17 protein-coding genes are annotated in these 20,772 nt (G+C 75.6%); 8 read left to right on the forward strand and 9 right to left on the reverse strand.

Annotated features, from left to right (window positions below):
* The first annotated feature begins 30 nt into the window (after window positions 1-30).
* From acs to RM844_RS11570, 3 genes are all read left to right on the forward strand, one after another.
* Entirely contained in the window at window positions 31-1,992 is a 1,962-nt protein-coding gene (gene acs, locus RM844_RS11560) for an acetate--CoA ligase (protein WP_311666980.1), read from the forward strand.
* A 232-nt stretch (window positions 1,993-2,224) separates the two neighbouring features.
* Window positions 2,225-2,665, forward strand: a complete 441-nt coding sequence (locus RM844_RS11565) for a phage holin family protein (protein WP_311666981.1) — start codon at window positions 2,225-2,227, stop codon at window positions 2,663-2,665.
* Complete coding sequence (locus RM844_RS11570) at window positions 2,662-3,597, forward strand: alpha/beta fold hydrolase (RefSeq protein WP_311666982.1); 936 nt, start codon at window positions 2,662-2,664, stop codon at window positions 3,595-3,597. The genes RM844_RS11565 and RM844_RS11570 overlap by 4 nt, the downstream gene beginning before the upstream one ends.
* A gap of 426 nt (window positions 3,598-4,023) precedes the next feature.
* Here the strand turns inward: RM844_RS11570 and RM844_RS11575 are convergent, their stop codons facing one another.
* The 3 genes from RM844_RS11575 to nth all read right to left on the reverse strand — a co-directional run bounded on the left by RM844_RS11575 (window position 4,024) and on the right by nth (window position 6,868).
* Window positions 4,024-5,211 carry a MarP family serine protease gene (locus tag RM844_RS11575; protein WP_311666983.1) on the reverse strand — a complete coding sequence of 396 codons (1,188 nt, stop codon included), beginning with the start codon at window positions 5,209-5,211 and terminating at the stop codon, window positions 4,024-4,026.
* 31 nt (window positions 5,212-5,242) lie between these two features.
* Entirely contained in the window at window positions 5,243-5,929 is a 687-nt protein-coding gene (locus RM844_RS11580) for an NUDIX hydrolase (RefSeq protein WP_311666984.1), read from the reverse strand.
* A gap of 78 nt (window positions 5,930-6,007) precedes the next feature.
* A complete protein-coding gene (gene nth, locus RM844_RS11585) occupies window positions 6,008-6,868 on the reverse strand; it encodes an endonuclease III (protein ID WP_311666985.1) in 861 nt (286 codons plus the stop codon).
* A gap of 279 nt (window positions 6,869-7,147) precedes the next feature.
* Here nth and RM844_RS11590 point away from each other — a divergent pair, with 279 nt between their 5' ends.
* Window positions 7,148-7,822, forward strand: coding sequence for a Crp/Fnr family transcriptional regulator (locus RM844_RS11590; protein WP_311666986.1), 675 nt, complete (start codon window positions 7,148-7,150; stop codon window positions 7,820-7,822).
* Window positions 7,823-8,245: 423 nt separating this feature from the next.
* On the opposite strand, the gene RM844_RS11595 is transcribed toward RM844_RS11590, so the two are convergent.
* Complete coding sequence (locus RM844_RS11595; RefSeq protein WP_311666987.1) at window positions 8,246-9,097, reverse strand: MBL fold metallo-hydrolase; 852 nt, start codon at window positions 9,095-9,097, stop codon at window positions 8,246-8,248.
* Between the two features lie 4 nt (window positions 9,098-9,101).
* Entirely contained in the window at window positions 9,102-10,019 is a 918-nt protein-coding gene (locus RM844_RS11600; protein ID WP_311666989.1) for an NUDIX hydrolase, read from the reverse strand.
* A gap of 83 nt (window positions 10,020-10,102) precedes the next feature.
* Here RM844_RS11600 and RM844_RS11605 point away from each other — a divergent pair, with 83 nt between their 5' ends.
* Window positions 10,103-10,888, forward strand: coding sequence for an HAD-IA family hydrolase (locus RM844_RS11605; RefSeq protein ID WP_311666990.1), 786 nt, complete (start codon window positions 10,103-10,105; stop codon window positions 10,886-10,888).
* 85 nt (window positions 10,889-10,973) lie between these two features.
* Window positions 10,974-13,073: a nuclease-related domain-containing DEAD/DEAH box helicase gene (locus tag RM844_RS11610; RefSeq protein ID WP_311666991.1), complete on the forward strand. Its 2,100-nt coding sequence runs from the start codon at window positions 10,974-10,976 to the stop codon at window positions 13,071-13,073.
* Window positions 13,074-13,092: 19 nt separating this feature from the next.
* Here the strand turns inward: RM844_RS11610 and RM844_RS11615 are convergent, their stop codons facing one another.
* The 3 genes from RM844_RS11615 to RM844_RS11625 all read right to left on the reverse strand — a co-directional run bounded on the left by RM844_RS11615 (window position 13,093) and on the right by RM844_RS11625 (window position 16,458).
* On the reverse strand, window positions 13,093-14,211 hold the full coding sequence (locus RM844_RS11615) for a potassium channel family protein (protein WP_311666992.1): 1,119 nt from the start codon (window positions 14,209-14,211) through the stop codon (window positions 13,093-13,095).
* A gap of 73 nt (window positions 14,212-14,284) precedes the next feature.
* Window positions 14,285-15,649, reverse strand: a complete 1,365-nt coding sequence (locus RM844_RS11620; RefSeq protein WP_311667266.1) for a molybdopterin molybdotransferase MoeA — start codon at window positions 15,647-15,649, stop codon at window positions 14,285-14,287.
* Window positions 15,586-16,458 (reverse strand): NTP transferase domain-containing protein, encoded by an 873-nt coding sequence (locus RM844_RS11625; RefSeq protein WP_311666993.1) that lies wholly within the window; start codon window positions 16,456-16,458, stop codon window positions 15,586-15,588. Before RM844_RS11625 ends, RM844_RS11620 begins: the two co-directional genes overlap by 64 nt.
* Window positions 16,459-16,815: 357 nt before the next feature.
* On the opposite strand from RM844_RS11625, the gene RM844_RS11630 reads away from it, so the two are divergent.
* On the forward strand, window positions 16,816-17,292 hold the full coding sequence (locus RM844_RS11630; RefSeq protein ID WP_311666995.1) for an Lrp/AsnC family transcriptional regulator: 477 nt from the start codon (window positions 16,816-16,818) through the stop codon (window positions 17,290-17,292).
* A 43-nt stretch (window positions 17,293-17,335) separates the two neighbouring features.
* Here RM844_RS11630 and RM844_RS11635 read toward each other — a convergent pair whose 3' ends face one another.
* Window positions 17,336-18,562: a nitric oxide synthase oxygenase gene (locus tag RM844_RS11635; protein ID WP_311666996.1), complete on the reverse strand. Its 1,227-nt coding sequence runs from the start codon at window positions 18,560-18,562 to the stop codon at window positions 17,336-17,338.
* Between the two features lie 474 nt (window positions 18,563-19,036).
* On the opposite strand from RM844_RS11635, the gene paaN reads away from it, so the two are divergent.
* Entirely contained in the window at window positions 19,037-20,710 is a 1,674-nt protein-coding gene (gene paaN, locus RM844_RS11640) for a phenylacetic acid degradation protein PaaN (RefSeq protein ID WP_311666997.1), read from the forward strand.
* The last annotated feature ends 62 nt before the right edge of the window (window positions 20,711-20,772 follow it).

Raw genomic sequence — 20,772 nt, forward strand, 5'->3', positions numbered from 1 at the left:
TCACCGTGGCGGGGCGAACAAGGAGGCGTTGTGAGTAACGAGAGCCTGGCCAACCTCATGACGGAGACGCGGAGGTTCCCACCCCCGGCCGCGGTGGCGGCGGACGCCAACGTGACCGCCGCCGCGTACCAGGCGGCGGCCGAGGACCGGCTGGGTTTCTGGGCCGAGCAGGCCCGCCGGCTGAGTTGGGCACAGGAGCCCAACGAGACGCTGGACTGGTCCAACCCGCCCTTCGCCAAGTGGTTCGCCGACGGCAGGTTGAACGTCGCCTACAACTGCGTGGACCGCCATGTGGAAGCCGGGCACGGGGACCGGGTGGCGATCCACTTCGAGGGCGAGCCGGGGGACTCCCGGGCCATCACCTACGCCGAGTTGCAGCGTGAGGTGTCCCGGGCGGCCAACGCGCTGACCGCGCTGGGCGTGGCCACCGGGGACCGGGTCGCCATCTACATGCCGATGCTCCCCGAGGCCGTGGTCGCCATGCTGGCCTGCGCCCGGATCGGCGCGCCGCACTCGGTGGTGTTCGGCGCGTTCTCCGCCGACGCGCTGGCCACCAGGATCGAGGACGCGGACGCCCGGGTGGTGATCACCGCGGACGGCGGCTACCGCCGGGGCGCGCCGTCCGCGCTGAAGCCGACCGTGGACGAGGCCCTGACCCGGCCGGGCGCGGCGCACGTCCGGGACGTCCTGGTGGTGCGGCGCACCGGCCAGGACATCCCGTGGACCGAGGGCCGGGACCGCTGGTGGCACGAGACGCTGGAGCAGCAGTCCGACGAGCACACCCCCGAGGCGTTCGACGCGGAGCACCCGCTCTTCATCCTCTACACCTCGGGCACCACCGGTAAGCCCAAGGGCATCCTGCACACCACCGGCGGCTACCTGACCCAGGTCGCCTACACCCACCACGCGGTCTTCGACCTGAAGCCGGAGACCGACGTCTTCTGGTGCACCGCCGACATCGGCTGGGTGACGGGGCACTCGTACATCGTCTACGGCCCGCTGGCCAACGGCGCGACCGAGGTGCTCTACGAGGGCACCCCCAACACGCCGCACAACGGTCGTTGGTGGGAGATCGTCGAGAAGTACGGGGTCACCCTCCTCTACACCGCGCCCACCGCGATCCGCACCTGCATGAAGTGGGGCGACGACATCCCGGCGCGGTTCGACCTCTCCAGCCTCCGGGTGCTCGGCTCGGTGGGCGAGCCGATCAACCCCGAGGCGTGGATCTGGTACCGCAAGCACATCGGCGGCGACCGGACCCCGGTGGTGGACACCTGGTGGCAGACCGAGACGGGCGGCATGATGATCAGCCCGCTGCCCGGCGTGACGGAGGCCAAGCCCGGCTCGGCTCAGACCCCGCTGCCCGGCATCAGCGCCACGGTGGTGGACGACGACGGCGTCGAGGTGGCCAACGGTGGCGGCGGCTACCTCACCCTGACCGAGCCCTGGCCGTCGATGCTCCGCACCATCTGGGGGGACGACCAGCGCTTCCTCGACACCTACTGGTCCCGGTTCGAGGGCCGGTACTTCGCCGGGGACGGTGCCAAGAAGGACACCGACGGCGACATCTGGCTGCTGGGTCGGGTGGACGACGTGATGCTCGTCTCCGGGCACAACATCTCGACCACCGAGGTGGAGTCGGCGCTGGTCAGCCACCCGAGGATCGCCGAGGCCGCGGTGGTCGGCGCGACCGACCCGCAGACCACGCAGGCGATCTGTGCCTTCGTCATCCTGCGTGGCGGGGCGGAGCAGGAGGAGGGGCTGGTCGAGGAGCTGCGGGCGCACGTCGCCAAGGAGCTGGGCCCGATCGCCAAGCCCAAGCGCATCCTGGCCGTCGACGAGCTGCCCAAGACCAGGTCCGGCAAGATCATGCGGCGACTGCTGCGGGACGTCGCGGAGAACCGGGAGCTGGGCGACGTCACCACGCTCACCGACCCGGCGGTGATGGACCTGATCCAGACCAAGCTCCCCGCGGCGCCGTCGGAGGAGTGAGAGCGGAAGGCGAGCATCCCGGGCCCCGGCCGCGGTGACCGAACAGGGTCGCGGCGCGGGGCCCGGGCGCGGGGAAGCGCGTAGGGGCGTCCGGTCAGCGACCGGGCGCCCCTATACCATCTGTGACATCACTCCCCGCGGCGACGAGGTGTCGCGACTGACGCACCACCACGGCACTACTACTGTCACGTGCACCTACCGCAACCACGCCAGGAGAGAAAGTGAGAACGCGATGAGCGCAGCCGACGAGGGCCGCAGCCTCGGAGAGCTGGTCGCGACGGCGACCAGCGAGCTGTCCGGACTGGTGCACGACGAGATCGCCCTCGCCAAGACGGAGATCCGACAGGACGTCAAACGTGCTCTGTTCGGGAGCGTCGCCGGCGTGGTCGCCGCCGGGCTGGTGCTCTTCGCGGTGCCGTTGCTGAGCTTCGCCCTGGCGTTCTGGCTGCGGAACTGGTGGGACCTGCCGTTGGCGGTCGCCTGCGTGATCGTCGCCGGCTTCTACCTGGTGCTCGCGGCGGTGCTGCTGCTGTGGGCCAAGGTCAAGCTGGGGCGGATCTCGCCGCCGGAGCGGTCGATCCGGTCGGCCAAGGAGTCGGCCACCCTGCTCTCCAAGGCCAGGCCGCACCCGCGGCAGAGCGTGCCCAACGACCACGCCGGCTCCCCCACATGAGCAACGCCGACCAGTCGGGGATGCGGTCCTCGGTCATCCTGCGGGACGGCCCCTGGACCCATCGGGACGTCGCGGCGAACGGCGCGCGGTTTCACATCGCCGAGTTGGGCGAGGGCCCGCTCGTCCTGCTGGTGCACGGCTTCCCCCAGTTCTGGTGGACCTGGCGGCACCAGCTGACCGCGCTGGCCGAGGCCGGGTTCCGGGCGGTGGCGATGGATCTGCGCGGCATCGGCGGCAGCGACCGCACGCCGCGCGGCTACGACCCGGCCAACCTGGCGTTGGACGTCACCGGCGTCATCCGGTCGCTGGGCGAGCCGGACGCGGCGCTGGTCGGGCACGACCTGGGGGGCTATCTGGCGTGGACGGCCGCGGTGATGCGGCCCAAGCTGGTGCGGCGGCTGGCGGTCTCCTCGATGCCGCACCCGCGGAGTTGGCGGGCCTCGCTGCTCCGCGACCCACGGCAGGCCGCGGCCAGCCGCTACATCTGGGGGTTCCAGCGGCCCTGGCTGCCGGAGCGGCAGTTGGTCGCCGACGACGCGGCCGTGGTCGGCGAGCTGTTGCGCGCGTGGTCGGGGCCGCGGCAGCCGGAGCCGGCCGATGTGCGGGTCTACCAGCAGGCGATGTGTGTGCCGTCCACCGCGCACTGTGCCGTCGAGCCTTACCGCTGGCTGGTGCGGTCCATCGCCCGGCCGGACGGCATCCAGTTCAACCGCCGGATGAAGCGGCCGGTGCTGGTGCCGACCCTGCATCTGCACGGCTCGCTCGACCCGGTGCTGCGGACCCGCAGCGCGGCCGGGTCCGGCGAGTACGTCGAGGCGCCCTACCGGTGGCGGCTCTTCGACGGCCTCGGGCACTTTCCGCACGAGGAGGACCCGGCCGCGTTCAGCGGCGAGTTGATCGACTGGCTGCGGGACCCGGAGCCGGACCGCTGACGCGTGGGCCGCTGACGAGCGGCGCGGCGCCGGCCAGCGCCCCGGCCGGACGGTGACGGTCCGTTGGCGCCTGGCGACGCCCGGGTGTTCGCTGGCAACTGCCATCCGCATACGCCCAGGGACTTCGCCGGACTGAGGTTACTGACCTTGGAGCCCGGGCAGGGACGTGTTATGGGCTGGACGCACGAATACCGTGACGTGGCACGTGAACCAAGCGGCAATGGGGCCGCCACCCGGGCGCGAGGCGCCGCTCGCGCACTCCAGGGTGGCCCGTTGCCAGACTCGGCGATCAGATTTCCCGATATCCTCCGTCGTCGCGCGCGTTGGGTCAGTACGCGCCTGCGACACCCGCGCGGCTGAGCCCCCACGCTCCGCGCCAAGTCCTGGGCACCCGAGCCAAGCACCCCCACACACCGAACGGCCTGATCAGCCCGGCGCGCAGCGCCCCGTGGTCACCGGCCGTTCGGCGGCCTGCCCGCGCCCGGCCGCCTCCCGCACCTCGTCCGCGGTCAGCGCGTACCCCGTGCTGCCGTCGTCCAGGGACCGGGCGAAGACGACCCCGAGCACCTCGCCGTCCGGGGACAGCAGCGGGCCGCCGGAGTTGCCCGGGCGAATGGTGGCGTGCAGGGAGTAAACCTCCCGGCTGACGGAGCCTGACCGGTAGATGTCCGGGCCCCTGGCCTGGTAGCGGTCCCGCACCCGGGCCGGCACGGCCGTGAACGGGCCGCTCTCCGGGAAGCCGACGACCACCGCGTCGTCGCCGCTGACGCCGCCGTGCTCGCTCAGCGGCAGGGCGGGGGCCGGCAGTCCCGGCACGTCCAGCACGGCCAGGTCGCGCTCCGGGTCGAAGTGCACCACCTCGCCCGGGTAGGGCCGGCCGAGGCCGCCGATCGACACGGCCGGGCTCGTCACCCCGCCCACCACATGGGCGTTGGTGAGCACCTTCCCGTCCGCGAAGACGAAGCCGGTGCCCTCCAGGGTGCGCCCGCAGCCGTCGGCCGAGCCCCGAACCCGGACCACGGAGCGCCACACCTCGCGCAGCGCCGGCGCGTCCACCACGGCCGGGTCGGGCGGGGGCACCTGGATGACGGGCTCGGCGTCGATCGGCACGGCCAGCCGGGACGAGCCGCCCGGGACCAGCAACGTGCCCAGGCCAGCCGCCAGCCCGTCGGCACCGGCCGGCAGCGCCCGTGAGACGCCGAAGAGCACCTGGGAGGAGCGCAGTTCGCGGCCCACCGGGCCGGGGGCGACCAGCGCGAGGGCCGAGCCGAGCAGCCAGGCCACCAGCAGCAGCGCCAGCGCGTGCACCAGCGCCCCGCCCGCCGCGTCCACGGCCCGGGCCGGCGGCCAGCTGACCAGCGCCCGCAGCCGGCCACCGAGCCGGGCCGCCAGCACCTGGCCGGCCACCGCGGCCGTGACCACCAGCAGGACGCCCCCGGTGGCGCCGACCGAGCCGGCCTCCGTCGGCCAGAGCAGGGACAGCGCCCCGACCGCGAGCAGCGCGCCGGCCAGCAGGCCGAGCGCGGAACAGACGCCGAGGAGCAGCCCCCTGCGGTAGCCGACGGCCGCGAGCGAGCCGGCGGCCAGCAGCAGCGAGACGTCCAGGACGTTCACCCGGCCACGTTCTCACGCGGCCGGGCGGGCCTCACGCCGAGTGGTCCAACGGGAGGAGCCGCCCGTCGTCCCACGGCCGCTCCCAGCCGCCGTAGTACAGCAGCCGGTCGATCACGCCGGCCGTGAAGCCCCAGACCAGGGTGTCGGCGACGGCGAAGCAGGGGCCGCGGTAGCCGCTGGGGTGCAACGCGGTGCCGCGGTGCGCCGGATCGGCCAGCTCGGCGAGGCGGACCGTGAAGACCCGGGCGGTCTCCGCCGGGTCCTGGGGCGCCACCGGGGTGGGCTTGCGCCACCAGGCCAGCACCGGGGAGACGACGAAACCGCTGACCGGGATGTAGAGCCGGGGCAGGGTGGCGAAGATCCGCACGCCGGCCGGGTCCAGGCCGGTCTCCTCCTCCGCCTCCCGCAGCGCGGCCCGCCACGGCCCGGCGCCCTCCGGGTCGCCGTCCTCCGGGTCCAGCGCGCCGCCGGGGAAGGAGGGCTGGCCGGCGTGCTGGCGCAGGCTGCTGGCCCGCTGCAGGAGGAGCAGCTCGGGCCCGTCCCGGCCCTCCCCGAAGAGCACCAGCACGGCGGACGGCCGCCCGCCGGTGGGCGGCAGCCGGATGTCGCTCAGCTGGTCCGGCTGGATGCCGCGGGCCGCCGCGGCCAGCCGGCGGAGCCAGCCGGGCAGGTCGGAGTGGCCGGACCCGGCCGGGGCGGGGTCATGGGCGCTGGTCATGGGCTGGGCTCCCTGGGCGGCGGTGGTCGGGGGGCGGCGGGCCTGGCACCCGGGCGGCGGCGGGCCCGGGCGGCGCCGTCAGCCGGCCGCCGGGGCGCCCAGGGGCGGGGCCGGGCGGCCCGGGTAGTCGGGCGGGGGCTTGAGCCGCTGCCCCGGCTGGCCGCCCATCTCGTACTTCAGCAGCTTCCGCGCCTTCTCCGGGTCGGTCTCGCCCTCGCCGAACGCCGGGCAGAGGTGGGCGATCGGGCAGGCCCCGCAGGCCGGCTTCCGGCTGTGGCAGATGCGGCGGCCATGGAAGATCACTCGGTGTGACAGCTCCGTCCAGTCCTTCCGGGGAAAGATCTCGGCCACTTCGGCCTCGATCTTCACCGGGTCCTCCTGCGCCGTCCACTTCCACCGGCGCACCAGCCGCTGGAAGTGGGTGTCCACGGTGATCCCCGGCCGGCCGAAGGCGTTCCCCAACACGACGTGCGCGGTCTTGCGGCCGACGCCGGGCAGCGTCACCAGGTCCGCCAGCCGGCCCGGGACCTCGCCGCCGAAGCGGTCCCGCAGCTCGGCGGAGAGGCCGATCAGCGACCTGGCCTTGTTGCGGAAGAAGCCCGTCGGCCGGATCAGCTCCTCCAGCACCGCGGGGTCGGCCGCCGCCAGGTCCTCCGGGGTGGGGTAGGCGGCGAAGAGCTTCGGAGTGGTCTGGTTGACTCTCAGGTCGGTGGTCTGGGCGGAGAGCACCGTCGCCACCAGCAGCTCGAAGGGGTTCTCGAAGTCCAGCTCGGGGTGGGCGTAGTAGTAGACCTCGCCGAGCGCGCGGTAGGTCCGGCGGGCCCGGCGCACCATGGCCAGGCGACTCTCCGACCCGGCCGGCCCTCTCGCCGGGGCGGCGGCCCGCCCGGCGGCCTTCCCCGCCCGTTCGCCCTCAGCGGAATCCTGACCCTCGTTCACCCGGCTGGCCCTCGCTCTCTCCTGCTCCACCGCACGCGCGCCCCGCGCCCGTTGGCCACTCGGCCAGCGTAAACGGGAGCACCGACATTCGCCTTTCCCCCGGCGAATTCACCCACCGAACGGGGCCCTGCCGTGGGCCGGTACGCACCGGTGCGTCAGACTTGTACCTGCTGGCAGGGCCCGGACATCCGGCATGATGAGAGGGGCAGAACGTCCCCGAGCCATCCGGCCCAGGGGCCGAGGACCACCGGCCCGCGTGGCCGACAAGGAGAGGAACCCGTGGACGACGTACTGCGGCGTGCCCCGCTCTTCGCGGCACTCGACGACGAGCAGGCCGCCGAGCTGCGCGCTTCCATGACCGAGGCCACGCTGGCGCGTGGTGACACCCTCTTCCACGAGGGGGACCCGGGCGACCGGCTCTATGTCGTCACCGAGGGCAAGGTGAAGCTGCACCGCACCTCACCCGACGGCCGGGAGAACATGCTGGCCGTCCTCGGCCCCGGCGAACTCATCGGCGAGCTGTCGCTCTTCGACCCTGGCCCGCGCACCGCGACCGCCACCGCGGTCACCGAGGTGCGGCTGCTCGGCCTGGGCCACGGCGACCTCCAGCCCTGGCTCAGCGCCCGGCCCGAGGTCGCGTCCGCGCTGCTGCGGGCCGTCGCCCGCCGGCTGCGGCGCACCAACGACAGCATGTCCGACCTGGTCTTCTCGGACGTGCCCGGGCGGGTCGCCAAGGCGCTGCTCGACCTCTCGCGCCGGTTCGGCGTGCAGTCCGAGGAAGGCATCCACGTGGTGCACGACCTGACCCAGGAGGAGCTGGCCCAGCTGGTGGGCGCCTCCCGGGAGACGGTCAACAAGGCGCTGGCCGACTTCGCCGCCCGCGGCTGGCTCCGGCTGGAGGCCCGCGCGGTGATCCTGCTGGACATCGAGCGGCTGGCCCGCCGCAGCCGCTGAGCCGGTCCCCGGCCGGGCTCGGTCCGCCGTCGCCTGCCGGGGCTGGCCCCCGGCCTGGCGGCCGGGACCGGCCCCGGACCCGGCGCGGCTTCCCTGGCCGTCGCCTTGGCCGACGCCCAGCGCGGCTTCCCTGGCCGCCGCCCCGACACACGTCCGACCCGTTCCGCCACGTCCGCCGGCCCCGCGGCCCGTCCGCCATGTCCGCCGGCCCCGCGGCCGAGCCTGGGCCGGCCGGCTGCGACCGGTGTTGACGGCAGGCGTTTCGGGGGCGCCGTCGGCCGCCCGACGGGCGGCAGCTGCTGAATCACGCCGCCCGCGTCCCCCGCTCGGCTCCCCCTGGCCCCGCCGGTCCGTGGTCGCTGGGGCCGTGGACGGGGTGACGATGGTCGGTGGCTCGGCCCGGTGGCCGGGGCCGGCGCGGTGTCAGGCGTCCGGGCGGGCCGTCGGGTAGCCGTGGGCGCGCAGGTAGGCGAGTTGGGCCCGGACGGACAGTTCGGCCGCCGGCCAGACCGCGCGGTCCACGTCCGCGTAGACGTCGGCGACCACCTGCGCCGCCGTGAGCAGGCCGCGGTTGACCGCGGACTCGATCTGGGCCAGCCGGTCGGCCCGGTGGGCCAGGTAGTAGTCGATGGCGCCCTGGGCGTCGGCCAGCACCGGGCCGTGCCCGGGCAGCACGGTGTGGGCGCCCTCGTCCCCCTCGGTGAGGGAACGCAGCCGGCGCAGCGAGTCCAGGTAGTCGCCGAGCCGCCCGTCCGGGTGGGCGACCAGGGTGGTGCCCCGCCCCAGCACCGTGTCGCCGGTCAGCAGGGCGGCGTCGGCCGGGAGGTGGAAGGACAGCGAGTCCCCCGTGTGCCCCGGGGTGCCGACCACCCGCAGCTCGATGCCGCCGGTGGTGACGACGTCGCCGGCGGCCAGCCCCTCGTCGCCGAGCCGGAGCGCCGGGTCGAGCGCCCGGACCGGCGCGCCGGTCAGCTCGGCCAGCCGGGTCGCGCCCTCGGCGTGGTCGGCGTGGCCGTGGGTCAGCAGCACCAGGCCGACCCGCTGGCCACGTTCGGCGACGGTCTCGGTGACCGCGCGCAGGTGTCCCTCGTCGAGCGGTCCTGGGTCGACGACGACGGCCAGCTCGGCGTCCGGCTCGGCGAGCAGCCAGGTGTTGGTGCCGTCCAGGGTCATCGGGGAGGGGTTGGGCGCCAGCACACAGCTGGCGCGTTCGGTGATCCGCCCCCTGGGGGGCGTCCCGCTGGGGCGCCCGGGAGGCGCGGCGGAGTGGGTCACGGCGTCACGCTCCCTCAGCGGCCCGCCGGGGCGGGCCGGTTGGCGCGGGTCCCGGCGGCGGGGTGCCGGGGACCCGTTTCTCGAACTCCTCGTGGCCCGGCCAGCTCAGCACCACCTCGTCGCCGTCCAGCCGGGCGCGGGCGAGCACCGGGGTCAGGTCGTGCGCGGCGGCCGCGGCGAGCGCCTGGGCGGCGGTGGCGTGCGGCAGCAGCTGGCGCAGGGTGGCGGCGGTGGGCGGCATCATCAGCAGCTCACCCCGGTCGAAGCCGGCGACGGCCTCGGCCGGCCGCAGCCAGGCCGCGTGGTCGGCCTCGGTGGAGGCGTTCCTGGTGCGCTGGCCCGGGGGCAGGGCGGCGGCGAAGAACCAGGTGTCGTAGCGCCGGCTCTCGAACTCGGGGGTGATCCAGCGCGCCCAGGGCCGCAGCAGGCCACCGCGCGGCAGCAGGCCGCGGCCGGCGAGGAAGGCGCTGAACGACAGCTCGCGGGCGACCAGCGCGCGCCGGTCGGCCTCCCAGTCCTGGCCGGTCACGTCGGCGACCAGCGCGTCCGGCCCGGGACCGGCCAGCAACACGCCGGCCTCCTCGAAGAGTTCGCGGAGGGCGGCGAGCACGACGGCCGGTGGGACGGCGTCGTGCGTCGGGCCGGCGGCCCGGGCGTCGGTGTCCCTGGGGTCGACGGAGCCACCCGGGTAGGCGTAGGCGCCGGCGGCGAAGGCCATCGAGAGGCGTCGGCGCAGCAGGAACACCTCAAGCCCGTCGGGGCCGTCCCGCAGCAGCAGCACGGTGGCGGCCGGCCGGGCCAGGACCGGCGTCAACGTGCCGTTGGCCAACGCGCGGATCCGGTCGGGCCACTCAGCGGGGAACCACTGGCCCCCGGGGGAGCCGGTGCGGGGGGCGGGCGCGCCGCCGCTGGTCGATCCCATAACGGGATGCTACGCGTTGGACGGGTAGAGATGGAGAGGGCGAACGGCCCGGGGCACGGCGGCCCCGGCGGGAGGGAGCGGCCATGGCCGGGCGGCGGTACGAGGCGCTGGTGCTGGACTTCGGCGGGGTGTTGACCGCGGGTCTTGAGGAGTCGATCGCGTCCTGGTGCACGGCCGAGGGGCTGGCCGCCGGCGCCTGGGGCGCGGCGCTCGGCGAGCATCCGGAGGGGCGGGCGCTCTACCAGCGGCTGGAGTTGGGGCAGTGCTCGCAGCACGAGTGGAACGCGGCGATGGGCCCGCTGCTCGGGGTGGCCGGCGATGACCTGATGGGCCGGGCCTGGGCCGGGGTGCGGCCGGCGGCCCGGATGGTGGCGCTGGCCCGTCGGGCGCGCGCCGCGGGGTACGCGGTGGCGATGCTCTCCAACAGCTTCGGGCTCGACCCCTACGACCCGTACGGCCGGCTCGGGGTGTGGGAGCTGTTCGACGTGTCGGTGCTGTCGGAGCGGGAGGGGCTGGCCAAGCCCGAGTCGGAGATCTACCGGCGGGTGCTGGCGCGGCTCGGCCTGCCGGGGTCGGCGTGTGTGTTCGTGGACGACCAGGCCAGGAACCTGCCGCCGGCCGAGGCACTCGGCATGACCACCGTGTTGGCCACCGACGAGCACGGCACGGCCGCCCGGGTGGCCGCGCTGCTCGCCGACCTCGATCCCGAACCGGCGGACGGCGCCCCGGCGGACGGCAGGGTGGCGAACAACGGCGCGGTGGACAGCGGCGCGGCAAACAGCGGCGCGGCGAACCGCGGCCCGACGGGCCCGGGCCGGGCGGCCGGCGGCGCGGCGGAGAGCGGTCCGGTCGGCGGCCCCGAGGTCTGAGCCGGGGCGCGACGCCACCGAGGGCTGCCAACCGGTCGCTCAGCGTCGTACGATCAACTCCGCGACACCGAGGGGGGATTCGGCGATGGCCGCAGGGGAGTCGGCCGCCCGCCGCGCGCAGCGGGCCAGGCGTCAGGAGCGGCTGCTGCGCGAGCAGCTGCGGGCGGCCGGTGCCGAGGCGCGCCGCTGGGAGGCGGCCAGCGAGGGCGAACAGCGGGTCGCCGCCCAGCTGTTGGCGTTCACCGAGCGCGGCTGGCGGCTGCTGGTCGACCGGCGCTGGCCGGGGACCAGGGCGGCCAACGTGGACATGCTGCTGGTGGGCCAGGGCGGCGTGTTCGTGCTGGACGTGAAGAACTGGCGGGCGGCGCCCGAGGTGCGCGGGGACGCGCTGTGGGCCGGCGGCCAGCCCAGGGACGAGCACGCCAGGAAGCTGGCCCGGGTGACCGGGGTGGCGGAGGGCGCGCTGGTGGCGCTGGGGCTGTCCCCGGTCGCGGTGCGGCCGTTGATGGTCTTCGCCGGGCACCGGCTGGCGGCCCGGCTGGGCCCGATCGACCTGCTGGGCGAGGCCGAGCTGGCCCCCTACCTGTGGCGGCGGGGCCGTCGCCTGTCGCCGGCCCGGGTGCGGGAGGTCGCCGAGCGGCTGGCCGGCGTGTTCCCGGCCTACCAGCCGGCCGTGGTCTCCGAGCCGGCGCGGCGCCGGGCGGCCGGCGACCGGCCGGAGCCGCCGGCGGCGGAGCCCGGGCCCGGGCTCTTCGACGTGGCGGCGGTGCGGGACGCCGCGCTGGCCGACGCGCTGGCCGCCCCGATCGAGCGGTGGATGACGTTCCTCCACCCGGACCAGGCGGCCCTGGTGCGCCGGGACTGGTCGGGCCCGGCCCGGATCAGCGGCGCGGCCGGCACCGGGAAGACGGTGGTGGCGCTGCACCGGGCGGCGCGGCTGGCCCGGCACACCTCGGGCCGGCTGCTCTACGTCACCTTCGCCAAGAACCTGCCGCGGGTGCAGCGCGCGTTCCTGCGCGCCATGGCGCCCGAGGTGGCCGACCGGGTGGAGTTCAGCAGCCTGCACGCCTGGGCCATCGAGTACCTGCAACGGGCGGGCGTCCCCGTCCAGCTCCGCGGTGAGCAGGCGGACACCGCGTTCGCCCGGGCCTGGATGGAGGTGGGCCGGGACAGCCGGCTGGCCGAGATCGCCCCGGGGCACCAGTACTGGCGGGACGAGATCCAGTACGTGATCAAGGGCCGCGGCATCACCACCTTCGAGGAGTACGCCACCGTTCGGCGGCGGCGCCGCCGGACGGCGCTGCGCGGCCAGGACCGGGCGGCGGTCTGGGCGCTGTACGAGGCGTACGAGCGGCGCCGTATCGAGCGCGGGGTGCACGACTTCGACGACGTGCTGTCGCTCGCGTGGGAGCGGGTGCGCGCGGCCGGCGCGCGGGACCCGTCGGACCGCCCCTACCGGGCGGTGATCGTGGACGAGGTGCAGGACCTGACCCTGGTCGGGGTGCGGCTGCTGCACGCCCTGGCGGGCGAGGCCCCCAACGGGCTGCTGCTGGTGGGCGACGGGCAGCAGGCGGTCTACCCGGGCGGGTTCCGGCTGGCCGAGGCCGGTGTGGACATCCGGGGCGACCGGGCGCAGGTGCTGCGCCGCAACTACCGCAACAGCCAGGAGATCCTGCGGACCGCCATGGCGGTGGTCGCCGACGACACCTTCGAGGACATCGACGGGGAGCGCACCCCCGGCCGGCGCGAGGTGGACGTGGCGTACCGGGCGGGCGAGGTGGTGCGCGTGGTGGCGCCGAGCGCCGCGGAGCACGACGAGGAGCTGCTGGCCGCGCTGCGCGCGCTGGCGCCCGAGGCGCTGGCGGACGCGGCGCTGCTCTGCCCCTCGATGCGGGCCATCGGCCACTACCAGCGGCTGCTGACCCGGGCCGGCGTCCCGGTCTGCCCGCTGGAGAACTACGCCGGCAGCGCGGTGCCCGGGGTGAAGCTGGGCAGCTACCGGCGGGCCAAGGGGCTGGAGTTCAAGCGGGTGTATCTGCCGCGGCACGACGAGGGGCTGGCCCCCGGCGGGGACGGCGAGCCGTCCGACGCCGACCTGGAGCAGGCGGAGCTGGCGCGCGGCCAGCTGTTCGTCGCGATGACCCGGGCCAGGGACACGCTGTGGCTCGGCTCCGTCAAGGAGTGAGCCGGGCCCGGTGGCCGGGTCAGCGGCGCGGGATGCGCCAGGAGCCGGGGCCGCGGTCCTGGGCGCGGCGGGCGATCTGGTGTTCCTCCTCGGGGGTGACCCGGTGGATCACCACCAGCCGGTCGGTGAGTTCCAGGGTGGCCACGTCCGGGTCGTCGTAGGGCAGCAGCCGGTGGCCCCTTATCACCGAGACGACCAGGTCGGCGCAGTCCCGGGGGGAGCCGCCCGCCTCCTCGTTGGTGACCGGGCGCTCCTTGAGGGAGAGGCCCTTGCCGTGCTGGATCAGGTCCTCCATCACGGCGCCCGAGCTGGGGCTCATCATGGAGAGGCCGAGCAGCCGGCCGACGGCGCTGGCGCTGGTGATCACGGCGTCGGCGCCGGACTGCCGGAGCAGCGGCACGTTCTCCTGCTCGCGGACCGAGGCCACGATCCTGATGTGCTTGCTGAGCTGGCGGGCGGTCAGCGCGACCAGCACCGCGGTGTCGTCCCGCTGGGTGGCGATCACCACCTGCCGGGCGCGGTCGGCCCTGGCCCGGACCAGCACGTCGCTGCGGGTGGCGTCGCCGACCACGCCGGCGAAGCCGAGGGCGTTGGCCGACTCCACCACCTGCGCGTCCGGGTCGACGACCACGATCTGGTCCTGGTTGAGGCCGCCGCTGATCAGCGTCTCGGCGGCGGAGCGGCCCTTGGTGCCGAAGCCCACGATGACGGTGTGATCGCGCAAGTGCTTCCTCCAGTAGGCGAGCCGCCACTGATCGCGGGTGCGTTCGGTGAGCACCTCGAGGGTGGTGCCGACCAGGATGATCAGGAACGCCACCCGCAGCGGGGTGATGCAGAAGGTGGTCAGCAGCCGCGCCCCGTCCGAGGCCGGCACGATGTCGCCGTAGCCGGTGGTGGAGAGCGAGACGGTGACGTAGTAGAGGACGTCGGTGAAGCTGACCTCGGAGTCGTGGTTGTCGTGGTAGCCGCGACGGTCGAGGTAGACCAGCACCACGGCCAGCGCCATCACCCCGGTGGCCAGCAGCAGCCGGCGGGCCACCTGGACCAGGGGGCCGGCGACGTAGCGGGGTAGCGAGATCCCGGGGGACCGGTCCTCGAAGGTGGGCCGGTCGGCCGTGGACGAGCTGGGGAGTCTCATGACCGTGGGGGGTGTCTCATGCCGAGGGATGGGGCGAGCCGGGGGCCGTCAGGCGGGTCACGCCGGGTGGCGTTCAGGCCGGTGGTAGGTCGAGGAGGGCCACCTCGGCGTGGGCCGGGGCGCCTCCGGGCGGAATCACCGCCAGTGCGGTCGCGGCGGCGATGCCGCGCAGCATGGCCGGGCCAGCGTAGCTCAACGGGCTGACCTCGGCGGGGGCGGACCAGGCGACGGGGACCAGCCTGGTGTCCGCCGGGTGGCCGGTGACCCGCTCGGTCAGCCGGGCGGTGCGCGGCTCGGGGAGCGGCCGGCCGGTCAGCGCGCACAGCAGCGGCGCGGCCAGCGTCAGCAGGCCGGAGACCGCGGCCAGCGGGTTGCCCGGCAGGCCGACCAGCGGGGTGCCGCCGGGGAGTTCGGCGAGCAGCATGGGGTGTCCTGGGCGCACCGCGACGCCGCTGACCAGCGGCCGGGCGCCGAGGTCGGCGAGCGTCCCGCGCAGCAGGTCGACCGGCCCGGCGGCGGTGGAGCCGGTGCTGACGACCAGGTCGGCGCCGGTGGTGGTGACCGCCTCGCGGAGCGCCTCGGCGTCGTCGCCCAGCCGCCGGGTGACCAGCAGCTGGCCGCCGAGCGCGGCCAGCCAGGGCCCGATCATCGGGCCGAGCGCGTCCCGCACCCGACCGTCGTGCGGCAGCCCACGGAAGAGCAACTCGTCGCCGAGCACCAGCACTTCGACGCGCGGCCGGGGGCGGACCGCGAGCTGGTCATAGCCGGCGGCGGCGGCCAGGCCCAGGGCGGCCGGGGTGAGCACGGCGCCGGCCGGCAGCAGCTCCGTGCCGCTGCGGCACTCCTGGCCGCGCGGCCTGATGTCCTGCCCTGGGCCGGGCGTCGGGCCGGTGAGCTGGCCGCCGACCAGCCGGCCGTGCTCGGCGCGCAGCACCCCGGTGGTGCCCTCCGGGACCCGGGCGCCGGTGGCGACCGGGACGGCCCGGCCGTCGGCGAGGGGCGCGGCCAGCGGGCCGCCGGCCAGCGCCGGCGGGCCGTCGGCCGGCCGCCAGGGCCCGGGGCCGGCGACGGCCCAGCCGTCCATGGCCGAGGTGTCGAAGGCCGGCAGGTCGGTGAGGGCGGTCAGCGGGGCGGCCAGGGCGTGTCCGACGGTGTGCTCAAGCGGCAGCCGGCGCGGCGGCAGCGGGCGGGCCGCCCGCCAGGCCAGCGCCCGGGCGCGCGGCCACGCCGGGTGGTCGGCGCCGGCGGCCGGCGGGTCGTCCAGCTCGGGCGCGAGCGGTGGGCGGCCGTCGGCCGGGGCGGCCGGCCGGGGCGGGGCAGCGGCGGTCGTGGTGGGGCCGTTGGCCAGGGCGAGCGCGTCGTCGAAGGCGTCGCTCACGGCTGCTCCTCGGGCGCCGCGGCCGGCGCCTGGCTCGGCACCGCCCGGCGCCGCTCCCAGTCGGCGGCCAGCGCCGAGATCCGGGCGGCGGCCTCGGCCGGCGGCAGGCCGGTGCGCCCGGCCGCGTAGCCGAGGAGAAAGGTGGTCAGCGGGGCCGCCGGGCGGGCGACGCCGTGTGCGGCGTCCCGCGCCGCGTTCAGCAGCGCGGTGGTGTCCACGTCGAGTTCCACGCCGAGTTCGGCCTTGACCGCGGTGATCCATTCCTCAAGCACCTCCCCATGGTCGCCGATCCGGGCCCGGGCGGCGGCGATGTCCGGCCAGGTGTCGCAGTCCAGGGTGGCCGGGCCGGCCAGCCGCCGGAGCCTGAGCCGGCCGAGCAGGCCGCGCAGCGGGCGGCCGGCGAGCGCCGCCGGGTCGGGGCCGAGCGCGGCCAGCGCGCGGCGCAGCGGCGCGGCCCGGTAGACGGCGGTCAGCGGCTGGTCCCGGCCCTCGCCGTCGACCAGCAGCGCGCCGTCCGCCTCCGGCGGCAGGGCGGCGACCAGCCGGGGCAGCGTGTCGGGGTCGAGGAACGGCAGGTCGGCGGCGAGCACCGCGACCAGCGGCCGTCCGGTCAGCGCGAGGCCGGCGGCCAGCGCGGGCAACGGGCCGCCGCCGGGCGGCTGTTCGCGGGTCCAGCGGACCTGCCGGGCGGTCGGCCTTGGCGGGCCGACGACGACCGGCGGCGGGATGGCCGGGCAGGCGGCCAGCACCCGGTCGAGCAGGGGGCGGCCGCCGATCCGCACGGCGGGCTTGTCCACGCCGCCGAGCCGGCGGGCGGCGCCGCCGGCGAGCACCACCACCTCGGGACCCCGGTCCGTCGAGCCGCTCATGGGCGTCACCGTACTCCCGGGCCGGCGCCCGGCCGCGTCCCGGGGACCCGCGCGGGGCCCGGCCGGTGGCCGGGCGCCCGGCGCGGGCCCGGCCACAGGGGCCGCCGGCCCGCCTGGGACCTGGCGGGCGGGGTGGGGACCGGCCACGCTGTGGGCGGAAGGTCGGCGCGACGGCCCGGGGCCGCCGTGCGCCAACCAGGTTCGGGTCAAGCTCGCCGACGACGTTCCGTGGCGCGTTACCCACCGATTGTTCGAGCGATCGGGCGGTCTGGCTAGCCACCCAGACGCCCTGTGGACAGTCGGCCGGGCATACCGTGATATGGGGGCAGGACGTCCAGGGAGGGGAGGCTTGGAGGGATGCCGCACGACCAGTTGCCCACGGAGGGCGAACGGCAACTCGACACCATCGACGAGGCGATACTCCGCCTGCTGCGCAACGACGGGCGGGCCTCGGTCCGTTCGGTCGCCGAGCGGGTGCACATCTCGCGCGCCAACGCCTACGCGCGGATCAACCGCCTGGTGGAGAGCCAGGTCATCCGGGGCTTCTCGGCCAGGATCGACCACGAGCGGGCCGGGCAGGGCGCCTGCGCCTACATCACGCTGAAGATCGTCCAGGACAGCTGGCGGACCGTGCGGGAGCAGCTGTCCCGGCTGCCGGGGGCCGCCCACATCGCCCTGGTCAGCGGGGACTTCGACGTGCTGCTGCTGGTGCACACCACGGACAACCGGCAGTTGCGGGAGCTGGTCCTCACCCGCATCCAGGCCATCCCCGAGGTGCTGAGCACCCGCACCCTGCTGGTCTTCGAGGAGACCGACCTGCTGCCCGAGCCCTGACCGGCCGGGCGGCGGTGGTCGGGAGAGGCGGGCCCGGGCGGCCTCAGGGGCCGTAGGCCGGGGCGGTGCCGGGGGTGTGGTGGGCGACCGGGCAGCGGCCGGCCGCGCGCTCGCGGGCCTCGTCGTCGAGGACGAAGTGCGGCTTGAGGTCGGCCTCCTCGTAGTAGCGGTGGAAGACCGGGGTGATGCCGCCGGAGACCGGTGGCACGATCCAGCTCCAGTCGGCCGGGGTGATCCGGCCGTGCCCCTCCTCGCGCGCCAGGTGGGTCAGGAAGCGGCGGGACTCCGTGTGGTGGTCGCTGATCTTCACCCCGGCCTGCTCGAAGGAGTACAGCACCGCGACGTTCAGCTCGACCAGCGCCCGGTCCCGCCAGAGCGTGGACTCGCTGCTGGTGTCCAGGTTGAGCAGCTGCGCCATCAGCGGCAGCAGGTTGTACCGGTCGGCGTCGACCAGGTTCCGGGCGCCTATCTCGGTGCCCAGGTACCAGCCGTTGAACGGGGCCAGCGGGTAGTCCACGCCGCCGACGGAGAGCCGCATGTGGGAGATGGCCGGCACCGCGTGCCAGCGCAGCCCCAGCTCGCCGAAGGCCGGCACCTGCGGGTGGGTCAGCGGGACCTCGAGCACCAGCTCGGGCGGCACGTCGAAGAGCCGCGGCTGCTCGCCCGGCACCTCGATCACCCAGGGCAGCACGTCGAACCAGCCGCCCGGCGGCTGCCAGCCCATCCGGCGCACCGCGTCGGTGAAGTCCAACTGGCCCGGGTCGCCGAAGAGCTGGCCGGTGGTGGAGCGGTAGCCGGCGTACCTGATCAGCTGGCTGTTCCACACCCTGGGGGCCGGCCGGTCCGGCGTCTCCTGGGCGAAGACCGAGATCACCGGGCGGATGCGCCCGTTGTTGGTGGCCTGCCGCAGGTGCTCCTGGAGCCGTTCGCTGATCTCCTCCGGGGTGCGGGCCGCGCGGCAGTCCAGCAGCTTCAGGCTCTTCCAGTAGAGCCGGCCGATGCACCGGGAGGAGTTGCGCCAGGCGATCCGGACGCCGAACTCCAGTTCGGCGCGGGTGTGCTGGTAGGTCCCGGTGAACTCGATCTGCTCCCGCACCTGCCGCAACCGCTGCGGCAGCGGCACCGGTTGGGCCGGCTCCTCGGCGTGGAAGCGGCGCAGGAAGTCCTCGGCCTCGTCCCAACTGGGCGCCTGCCAGCCGGAGGTGGCGGCCGGCGCCGACGCCGGCACGCGTCGGGGCAGCGGCGGGCGACTGGCGCGATCGTGGTTCATGGGCTCCCCGGGTCGCCTGCGACTTCTGCGTCCTCCCGTGCGCGCCCAGGTTAGTTGACCGGGCACCGACGGGACACGCGTCGCCCGCCGGTCGGCGGCCGGGCCCGGCCGAAAGCGGCCGACGGGCGGCCCTGCCGGCCCGGCCGCCGCGGCGCCGGCCGCCGGACCGCGCCCCGGGAAAAGCCCAGGAAACCCCCGAAACACCCGCCCCGACCAAGCCAGTTGCCCCGGTTCGCCGCCTTGGCGGAGAACGCGGCCACCCTCCGGGACCGTCGCCTCGATGTGTCCCATACCACTCCGGAAGGGCCCCGGCCAGGGGCGCGCGCCGACCCCGGCCGAACGCCGCGGCGCGCCAGGGCACGTCGGGGCGGTCCCACCGGGCCCACGCCGGGACTTCGTGGACGCACCCTAGCCACAAACGAGCGGCGGGCCGCACAATCGTGGCCACCGAGACCCGCGAGGAGTTGGCCGTCGATGACCCCTTCGCTCACCCGCTCCCTGCTGACCGAACGTCACCGCCCCACCCTGGAGCGCGCCACCAGCGCGCTGCGGGACCGCGGTCACTGGTCGGCGTACTCCGAAAGCCCCCGCGACTACGACCAGGCGGCCGGTGCCGCCGCCTTCGCCGCGCTGCGCGGCACCAGGTTCGAGCTGGACCAGCCAGGTGCCGACGGCTGGGTGGGCGACGAAGTCTCGCCCTACGGCTTCCCGTTGGGCATCCGTTACCCACACCAGAACGCGGACGTGCTGGTGCCGGCGATGCGTGCCGCGCTGCCCGCCTGGCGGGACGCCGGGCCCGAGCTGCGGGCCCTGGTCTGCGTCGAGATCCTCGCCCGACTGGGCGAGCGCACCGCCGAGTTGGCGCACGCGGTGATGCACACCACCGGGCAGGGCTACCCGATGGCGTTGCAGGCCGGCGGCCCGCACGCGCTGGACCGCGGCCTGGAGGCGGTGGCCACCGCGCTCGCCGAACAGTCCAGGCACCCGGCGCGTACCGAGTGGACCAAGCCCCGCGGCCGGCACGAACCGCTGCGGCTGGCCTCGACGTTCACCCCGGTGCCGCGGGGCGTGGCGCTGCTGGTCGGCTGCCGCACCTTCCCCACCTGGAACGGCTACCCCGGGCTGTTCGCCTCCCTGGCCACCGGCAACCCGGTGCTGGTCAAGCCGCACCCGCGCGCGGTGCTGCCACTGGCGCTGACCGTCGCGACCGCGCGCCAGGTGCTGGCCGAGGCCGGCTTCGACCCGCAGCTGGTGTCGCTGGCCGCCGAGCGTGACGACGAGTACGCCGCCCGGACGCTGGCCACCCGCGACGAGGTCCGGATCGTCGACTACACCGGCTCGTCGGCGTTCGGCGACTGGCTGGAGGAGAACGCCCGCCAGGCGCGGGTGTTCACCGAGAAGTCCGGGGTGAACACCGTCCTGTTGGACTCCACCGACGACTACCGGGGCCTGCTGGCCAACCTGGCGTTCTCCCTCTCCCTCTACAGCGGCCAGATGTGCACCACCCCGCAGAACCTGCTCATCCCCCGCGCCGGCATCGGCACCGACGAGGGGCCCAAGGGCTTCGACGAGGTGGTGGCCGACCTCGCCGCCGCCGTCGACAAGCTGCTCGGCGACGACCGGCGGGCCGCCGGGCTGCTCGGCGCGGTGGCCGAGCCAGGCGTGCTCTCCCGGCTGGCCGCCGCCGCCGAGACCGGCGAAGTGGCGCTGGCGTCACGTGAGTTCGCCCACCCCGAGCACCCGGACGGGCGGGTGGTCACCCCGCTGCTGGTGCGGCTGGACGCCCGCACGCCCGGCGTGGAACGGACGCTGCTGGCCGAGTGGTTCGGCCCGGTGGGCTTCGCCGTCGCGGTGGACTCCACGGCGGACGCGCTGGTGTTGCTGCGCCGCACGCTCCGGGAGCGCGGCGCCCTCACGGTGCTCGGCCACACCACGGCGGCGCCGGTCGAGGAGGCGCTGGTCGGCGTCTGCCTCGACGAGCGGGCCCAGCTGTCGCTCAACCTGACCGGCGGGACGTACGTCAACCAGACGGCGGCCTTCGCCGACTACCACGGCACCGGCGGCAACCCGGCGGGCAACGCGGCGCTGGTGGACGGCGCGTTCGTGGCCAGCAGGTTCCACTGGGCGCAGACCCGCCGGTCGGTCTGAGCCCGGGCCGGGGTCCGCGGTGGCCGTACCGCGGACCCCGACGGGGGCCGGATCGTTTCCGC

Source organism: Streptomyces chisholmiae, assembly GCF_031845445.1.
Lineage (GTDB): Bacteria > Actinomycetota > Actinomycetes > Streptomycetales > Streptomycetaceae > Streptomyces > Streptomyces chisholmiae.

Excerpts from the sequence above, each read along its gene's own strand:
- RM844_RS11580 (WP_311666984.1), bottom strand. The coding sequence starts at position 5,929 with ATGACCAGCGCCCATGACCCCGCCCCGGCCGGGTCCGGCCACTCCGAC.
- RM844_RS11635 (WP_311666996.1), bottom strand. The coding sequence starts at position 18,562 with ATGAACCACGATCGCGCCAGTCGCCCGCCGCTGCCCCGACGCGTGCCG.
- RM844_RS11570 (WP_311666982.1), top strand. The coding sequence starts at position 2,662 with ATGAGCAACGCCGACCAGTCGGGGATGCGGTCCTCGGTCATCCTGCGG.
- RM844_RS11565 (WP_311666981.1), top strand. The coding sequence starts at position 2,225 with ATGAGCGCAGCCGACGAGGGCCGCAGCCTCGGAGAGCTGGTCGCGACG.
- RM844_RS11600 (WP_311666989.1), bottom strand. The coding sequence starts at position 10,019 with ATGGGATCGACCAGCGGCGGCGCGCCCGCCCCCCGCACCGGCTCCCCC.
- RM844_RS11625 (WP_311666993.1), bottom strand. The coding sequence starts at position 16,458 with ATGAGCGGCTCGACGGACCGGGGTCCCGAGGTGGTGGTGCTCGCCGGC.
- RM844_RS11610 (WP_311666991.1), top strand. The coding sequence starts at position 10,974 with ATGGCCGCAGGGGAGTCGGCCGCCCGCCGCGCGCAGCGGGCCAGGCGT.
- paaN (WP_311666997.1), top strand. The coding sequence starts at position 19,037 with ATGACCCCTTCGCTCACCCGCTCCCTGCTGACCGAACGTCACCGCCCC.
- RM844_RS11615 (WP_311666992.1), bottom strand. The coding sequence starts at position 14,211 with ATGAGACTCCCCAGCTCGTCCACGGCCGACCGGCCCACCTTCGAGGAC.
- RM844_RS11605 (WP_311666990.1), top strand. The coding sequence starts at position 10,103 with ATGGCCGGGCGGCGGTACGAGGCGCTGGTGCTGGACTTCGGCGGGGTG.
- RM844_RS11630 (WP_311666995.1), top strand. The coding sequence starts at position 16,816 with ATGCCGCACGACCAGTTGCCCACGGAGGGCGAACGGCAACTCGACACC.